We start from the raw sequence: 6,538 nt of genomic DNA, 5'->3' as shown, positions 1-6,538 counted from the left end.
AGTTGTATGAGGGATAAGGGCAAATTGTAGGTTTTATCTCAGGTTCAAATTTAAGATTTTAGCAGCACTCCAAACTCTACAATTTGCGTATAGTGGTAGCTAATCACTATATCAATCAAGATACAAGCAGCCGAATTCCAGCCAACCTTTAAGATACAGGGTGCTGGGAATGTGCCTGTAAATCGACAATCTTGCCCTCCTGATCATGATAGACCGTGACAATTTTGGCCTGACGGGATTGCGTTAACATCACCGGTTCCAGCTGAAAATGCTCGGCAAACTGGTTTAGCGGTGCCGGTTGCATGGTCTGGATGGAGTGCGCCGGAATATAGTTGGTCCACAGCCATAAACTCAAGCCACAAGCCACCAGCGCGCTAAAGCCATTTTGCAGAATACTCAGCATCAACTGGGCCACTTGCTGAATCAGTGCATCCCGTTCCAAATCCAGTAAACCCAGACTGCTTAAAACTGGCTGCCACAACAGGCCCCAGGTCAGCCATAAGCCGGCGGTACACACGTTCGAGGCATAACGCTTTTGCCACGGCAATTCATAGCGATAATCAATAATTAAAGTATTGGCTTTCACAACTTTACTCTCAACACATCACATCGCGACAGTTAGCTGTCACGTTTAATTCCACGATCGGGACTGATCCAGCGTGCACGTTTCCCTTCCCCACGCAGCAGCATTTTTGGAAACGCCACAATACTGGCCGATACGGTAATCAGCCAGAACATGAACGGATACCAGATCATCCAGAAATAGTTTTTGGCCAGATTTTTTTCATAGCGGCTGTCCATCCATTTGCTGACCATAAACTGGAACAAACAGGTCGCGCCCAGCACAATACCCACCCCTTGCGGTAAAAACGGCGATTGCAGTTCCGGCAACGGTAAAATAGGCAGGCAGAAACTTAACATCCAGAGCAGACACAGCAACAGCAGCAGATATGACCAGACCAGAGTCAGCATCATTTCCAGAATCAGCGGCCACAAATAATTCAGCTTGGGCTTAAAAATTACATCAATATTTTTATTTAACACCTGCGCCCCACCCATGGCCCAGCGCAAACGCTGTTTCCATAAGCCTTGCAGGGTTTCCGACATCAGTACCCAGACCAGTGCATTCGGTTCAAATTCAATTTTCCAGCCGGCACGCTGCAGCTTCCAGGAAATATCAATATCTTCTGTGAGCATGTCGTGCGACCAGTAACCGACCTGATGTACCGCGCTTTTACGAAAGGCGGTAATCGCCCCTGAAACAGTAAAAATACGACCATAGGTGCGCTGGGCACGTTTAATCATGCCAATAATCGAGGAGAATTCACCGACCTGGACCCGGCCCAATAAGGTCGAGCGATTGCGAATCCGCGGATTGCCCGTAACGGCGGCCACCGCCGGATCACGCTGAAAATGGCGTAACATCCAGCTGGCCGCATGTGGATCGAGCAAGGCATCGCCATCAATTCCAAGCAGATATTCAGCATCGGTGACCAGACTGCCAGCTTGCAGCCCCATGGCCTTGCCCTGATTTTCTGCCAGATGCACCACCCTTAACCGTGGATGCTGAGCCGCCAGACGGTTCAGTACCTCGCCAGTATTGTCCGAGCTGCCATCATTAATCGCAATGACTTCAAAGTTGGGGTACTTTAATGCCAGTGCCTGGGTGATGGTTTCCTCGGCATTATCGCCTTCGTTAAAACACGGAATGAGCACCGCCACCAAAGGATATTCCTGTAAAGCTGGCGGCTGAGTAAAGGTCGGATCTTTGCGTTCTTTGACATAGAAAATCAGCGCGCCCATCATCCATAAATAGGACATGAACAGCGGATAATAAAACACAAAGTTCAGCACCGATTGCCAGAGTTCTTGCAACATGGTTGTTCCTCTAGCCTGTTACGGTGCGGATGCGGGCTGAGACTGGAAGGCCTGACGCAGCACAGCCGGATCAGGATGATTCTGGATTGGATCATCCGGATAGTAGGCAATGTGCTTCACACCGGCCTGATAGAGTTTCTGAATTGTTTCCGCAATTTCCGCAGATGGAATTTTATTGCCACTGCGCCAGTCGACCGCCTGCAATTCAAACACCGTTTTACGCAGCCCTTGCGGATACTGCTGCACCCGACTCAATAGCTGCTGATAAAACTGCGCCGGATCATCGACCTGTTCCATATATGGCATGGCCATAATCGCGGTAAAGTCATAACGGTTTAGCGACTGTTCCAGCGACTGGGCATACCAGTTTTCTGAATAGGCCGACAGTGCCACCTGTGCATACAGGTTACGCGAGGTCTGCAAATAAGGCTGATACTGACGTACGGTCTCGGCCAACTCCATGGCAAAATCATCAATCACTTTGACTTTATAAGCTGTCCATTTCTGTAAGGCGGCATCATCAGCACGCAGTTGTGCCAGATCAGTCGCTAAGCCCTGCTGCTGATAGGCCTTTTTGGCCCAGCTGCTGGCATCTTCATAATCGGACAAGGTGGCATCATCATGGAAAATAATGCCGTTGAACTGTGCCGATTTGGCTAGATCTTCATAAATGCCTTTAATGGTGTTGCGGGCGTGCGGCGAAAATGGACTTAAACGGTGATAGCCCATGTTCAGATGCTTACCGCTATGCGGCTGCTCGGTTTGCACCAGATCTTTGGCCACCGGATTCGAGGCCGGTAATTCCCAGGCAAATACTGGCATCCAGGCATAGACACGACGTACCTGAGTCCGGGTCTGGATTTGCCAGGCCACACGGTTAAACAGGTTAGCACGCATTGGAATATAACGGTTCGGGAAATAGACCAGATCGGCCGAGCCATTGCCATCCGGATCAGAAAACGCCTGTAAATATACAGTATTGACGCCAATCTGCTGAATCCGGTCCAGCAATAAGCCTAAATTACGTTCCTGCTGCTGCGGGTCCGGATCATAAATATAGTCGATATCGACATGCATGATCTTTTGCGGACGGTCATTGTCCGTGCGCTGCTGCTGATGTTTCTGGATTTCTTTAGCCAGCAGTGATGTATCCATGTGTTTTTGAATCAGAATTCGCGGCAATCTGGAAAAACTGTTTACAGGTTGATTCTCGGCATCATCCAGCGTCAGGCTGATTGGCATCTTCAGTTTTTTAGCAATTTTTACCGTATGCAAGTTATAGCGACCATAAGGCCAGACCATAATTTTTGGCGCTTTCAGGCCATGTTTTTGCAATAGGCGCTGATTGGCTTTTAAGTCCTGCTGAATGCGTTTCTGATAAGCGTTGTCATCTTCATAACGCTGCTGCTGCGGGAAATAGGCACGTGCTACGGTGGCCGGCAATTCATTGCCCTGCGGATTGGCCACAATGCCTTTATGCAGGTCATAACTGTGGCTGGCAATTTCCACCAGACCGCTGGCCTGTAATTCTTTTAATTGTGCCCAGCTTAAAAAATGCTGGCGTGACACCATTTTCCCGCCAAAATTAACCTGTTGCTGTTCTGCTGGTTCTAACCAGTGCCCGACCACCGACAACACAGCCGGAATATTCCGCTGTTTTAAAACAGGATAGACATGCTGATAAAAACTTTGATAGCCATCATCAAAACTGAGCAAGACTGATTTTTCCGGTAGCGCCTTGTTGTGTTGCTGTGCCTCTAACAGTTGCTGACTGCCAATAAACTGAAAGCCATTTTGTACCAGCCAGTCCAGATGCTGCTGCAATTGTTTAGGCTCAATCGCATATTCAGGCATTAACGGTTGTGGTTCAGAAGTGACTTCGTGGTAGGCAAGGATCGTCAAGTTTTTCATTTCATTTCCCGCCTGTGCCCAACCCATGAGCATACTACAAAGAAAGAAAACAAAAATCTGGACCGCTTTAATAAACTGAAATAGAGGAGACATAAGGCGCGCGGAATTCATGGTACAGACAAGAAGATACGATGCTACATTCGAGCAATTGCGCAGATTCAACCATTATTTTATTATTATTTGTGTATACATTTGTTAATTAATCCCGTTTTTTTGCTTTTTGCCCTTGCTTTCAAAATAAAGCAATAAAATATTTATGATTTTATATCATTCACTTAGTTTTACTTATTTTTTAGCCACCCGCCAACGGGTCAGTTGATAATTTTCTAAAGGGTAGACGCTTTTATAAGCCCAAAATGTGATCTGGTTTTCAATTTTAAATTCTCACCATTTGATACTGAAGTATTTTTCAAAACGCTAATACATCTGCAAAAATGGAAATGTGGAGATCATTTTGAGCTGAAGATTCACCGCTAAAATAGTATGGATTGAGTCATCTAGATAATTGGAAGTGGGCCGATGAAATCATGCCCTTTCCCCTTCCTTCTCTGGCATATTGTGCAGGCTTAGGGTTTAATGACATTTACCCCAAGTGCACATGGAGAAAAGATGCAAACGCTCGTATGCTATAAACAGCTACCGATCTGGACACAAGACACTATCCCGCCTGGCTTTTTACGCCAGCACAATACCAAAGCCGGCACTTGGGCCCAACTGAAGGTTTTAAAAGGTGAATTGCATTTTGCCTTGCTCGATGAAGCAGGCACGCTGTTGTCTGAACATCTGTTTAGTCCGGAACAGCAACCGCCCATGCTTGAGCCGCAAGTGTGGCACAAGATTGTTTCGGCCAGTGCCGATGTCGAATGTCAGCTCAGCTTTTATTGCACAGCCAATGACTACTTTGCCAAAAAATATAAACTGACCCCGACCCATTCAGAAATTCTGGCCGCACAGCCATCTTTACAGGGCAACACGGCGCTGGATGTTGGCTGTGGCAGTGGTCGTAATGCGCTGTTTTTAAGTCAGCACGGTTTTCAGGTCGATGCCTGGGATGTCAATGCCCAAAGTCTGGAGCGCCTGAACGAGATTATTCAGCAGGAACAGATTCAGAGCATTCATACCACGCTACGGGATTTAAATATTAATCCACAGATTCAGGGTCAATACGATTTTGTATATTGCACGGTGGTGATGATGTTTTTACAACCCGACACCATCCCGACTTTGATTCAGCAGATGCAGCAGGCCACCAAAGCTGGTGGCCTTAACCTGATTGTTTGCGCGATGGATAGTGAAGATTATCCGATTCAACCGGACTTCCCTTTTAGCTTTAAAGCCGGTGAGTTAAAAGCTTATTATGAAGGCTGGACTTTGCTGAAATACAATGAAAATGTGGGTGAACTGCACCGTGTCGATGAACAGGGCAAGCGTATTCAACAGCGTTTTGCGACGTTATTGGCACAGAAAATAGCGTAAAAATTTATCCTTACATATAAAAGCTGATTATCTGGATGAGGGTCGGCTTTAGAGGAAGAATAAAAACAGTGATGGTCAGCAAGTTTAAGAACTTGCTGATGATTCAATAATTATTGGATAAAGCGAATAAGAAAATGTTACAACAGATATTCCCAAATCACATAGCCCAGACCAAAACCAATCAATGAGTACAGCGTAATAATAAAGAAGACAAAACTCGCGCTATTTTTCTTTTTTAAAAAGCTCATTGTGATCTCAACGGTAGAATCTGTTGTCACATCTTACCCCAATTTGAGGATTTTTAAAGAGAAATTGGAGTTTATCGTGCTGACTAAAAAAATCCAGAAGTGCAATTACTCATCACTCGAGACTGTAAATTAAATTGTGTAATTGCCTGAATTTGCTATGTTCATATTCACAACGGAGTCAGGCAATATGATGAACGAACAACAACTAAAAGACCTTGCAGCAGAATTTACTAAAGGAATCAAAACAGAAGACGATCTCAACCAATTCACCCGATTGTTGACCAAACTCACTGTTGAAACGGCTCTTAATGCCGAACTTACCGAACATCTCGGACATGAAAAAAATGCCCGTAAATCTGGCTCAAATTCACACAATGGTTATTCTAGTAAGACTGTACTTAGCGATGATGGGGAGATTGAGATCACCACACCACGTGATCGTGATGGCACTTTCGAACCTCAGTTGATTAAGAAAAATCAGACCCGTATCACGCAAATGGATAGCCAGATTCTATCCCTTTATGCCAAAGGCATGACCACCCGTGAAATCGTTGCTACCTTCAAGGAAATGTACGATGCCGATGTATCTCCAACGCTCATTTCCAAGGCGAACAGCACTGCTGTGAGGATGCCGTCAATGAGCAGGTTGCTGAATGGCAAAACCGTCCGCTGGATGTGATCTATCCCATCGTTTATATGGACTGTATTGTGGTTAAAGTCCGTCATAATGGCAGTGTCATCAACAAGGCTGTATTCCTTGCCTTAGGCATTAATCTTGATGGACACAAAGAACTGCTCGGCATGTGGATGGCTGAGAATGAAGGTGCCAAGTTCTGGCTGAATGTCCTGACTGAGCTTAAAAACCGAGGGTTGCAGGATATTCTGATCGCCTGCCTTGCGAAGCAGTGCTTCTTGTATCTTGATTGATATAGTGATTAGCTACCACTATACGCAAATTGTAGAGTTTGGAGTGCTGCTAAAATCTTAAATTTGAACCTGAGATAAAACCTACAATTTGCCCTTAT

5 protein-coding genes and 1 pseudogene are annotated in these 6,538 nt (G+C 45.7%); 2 read left to right on the top strand and 4 right to left on the bottom strand.

Annotated elements, in window-relative coordinates:
- Positions 1-148: 148 nt before the first annotated feature.
- Genes pgaD through pgaB form a run of 3 tightly spaced genes read right to left on the bottom strand, consistent with a single transcriptional unit; the run spans position 149 to position 3,822 of the window.
- Positions 149-586, bottom strand: coding sequence for a poly-beta-1,6-N-acetyl-D-glucosamine biosynthesis protein PgaD (pgaD, locus tag FTU54_RS14800; protein ID WP_160241067.1), 438 nt, complete (start codon positions 584-586; stop codon positions 149-151).
- A gap of 32 nt (positions 587-618) precedes the next feature.
- Complete coding sequence (gene pgaC / locus FTU54_RS14795; protein ID WP_180074888.1) at positions 619-1,878, bottom strand: poly-beta-1,6-N-acetyl-D-glucosamine synthase; 1,260 nt, start codon at positions 1,876-1,878, stop codon at positions 619-621.
- An 18-nt stretch (positions 1,879-1,896) separates the two neighbouring features.
- Positions 1,897-3,822 carry a poly-beta-1,6-N-acetyl-D-glucosamine N-deacetylase PgaB gene (gene pgaB, locus FTU54_RS14790; protein ID WP_257223827.1) on the bottom strand — a complete coding sequence of 642 codons (1,926 nt, stop codon included), beginning with the start codon at positions 3,820-3,822 and terminating at the stop codon, positions 1,897-1,899.
- A 576-nt stretch (positions 3,823-4,398) separates the two neighbouring features.
- Between pgaB and tehB the strand changes: the two genes are divergently transcribed.
- Positions 4,399-5,265, top strand: a complete 867-nt coding sequence (gene tehB, locus FTU54_RS14785) for an SAM-dependent methyltransferase TehB (protein ID WP_180074886.1) — start codon at positions 4,399-4,401, stop codon at positions 5,263-5,265.
- A gap of 137 nt (positions 5,266-5,402) precedes the next feature.
- Here tehB and FTU54_RS14780 read toward each other — a convergent pair whose 3' ends face one another.
- Entirely contained in the window at positions 5,403-5,513 is a 111-nt protein-coding gene (locus FTU54_RS14780; protein ID WP_005179737.1) for a hypothetical protein, read from the bottom strand.
- Positions 5,514-5,703: 190 nt separating this feature from the next.
- On the opposite strand from FTU54_RS14780, the pseudogene FTU54_RS14775 reads away from it, so the two are divergent.
- A pseudogene (locus FTU54_RS14775) lies at positions 5,704-6,410 on the top strand (IS256 family transposase); the annotation flags it as partial.
- Between the last annotated feature and the right edge of the window lie 128 nt (positions 6,411-6,538).

The organism is Acinetobacter sp. YH12116, assembly GCF_013418895.1.
GTDB classification, from domain to species: domain Bacteria; phylum Pseudomonadota; class Gammaproteobacteria; order Pseudomonadales; family Moraxellaceae; genus Acinetobacter; species Acinetobacter indicus.
This window is presented reverse-complemented; position numbering and strand designations above follow the sequence as displayed.

Bases quoted from the DNA above. Each gene is read 5' to 3' on its own strand.
- FTU54_RS14780 (WP_005179737.1), bottom strand. From the start codon at position 5,513: ATGAGCTTTTTAAAAAAGAAAAATAGCGCGAGTTTTGTCTTCTTTATT.
- pgaC (WP_180074888.1), bottom strand. From the start codon at position 1,878: ATGTTGCAAGAACTCTGGCAATCGGTGCTGAACTTTGTGTTTTATTAT.
- tehB (WP_180074886.1), top strand. From the start codon at position 4,399: ATGCAAACGCTCGTATGCTATAAACAGCTACCGATCTGGACACAAGAC.
- pgaB (WP_257223827.1), bottom strand. From the start codon at position 3,822: ATGCTCATGGGTTGGGCACAGGCGGGAAATGAAATGAAAAACTTGACG.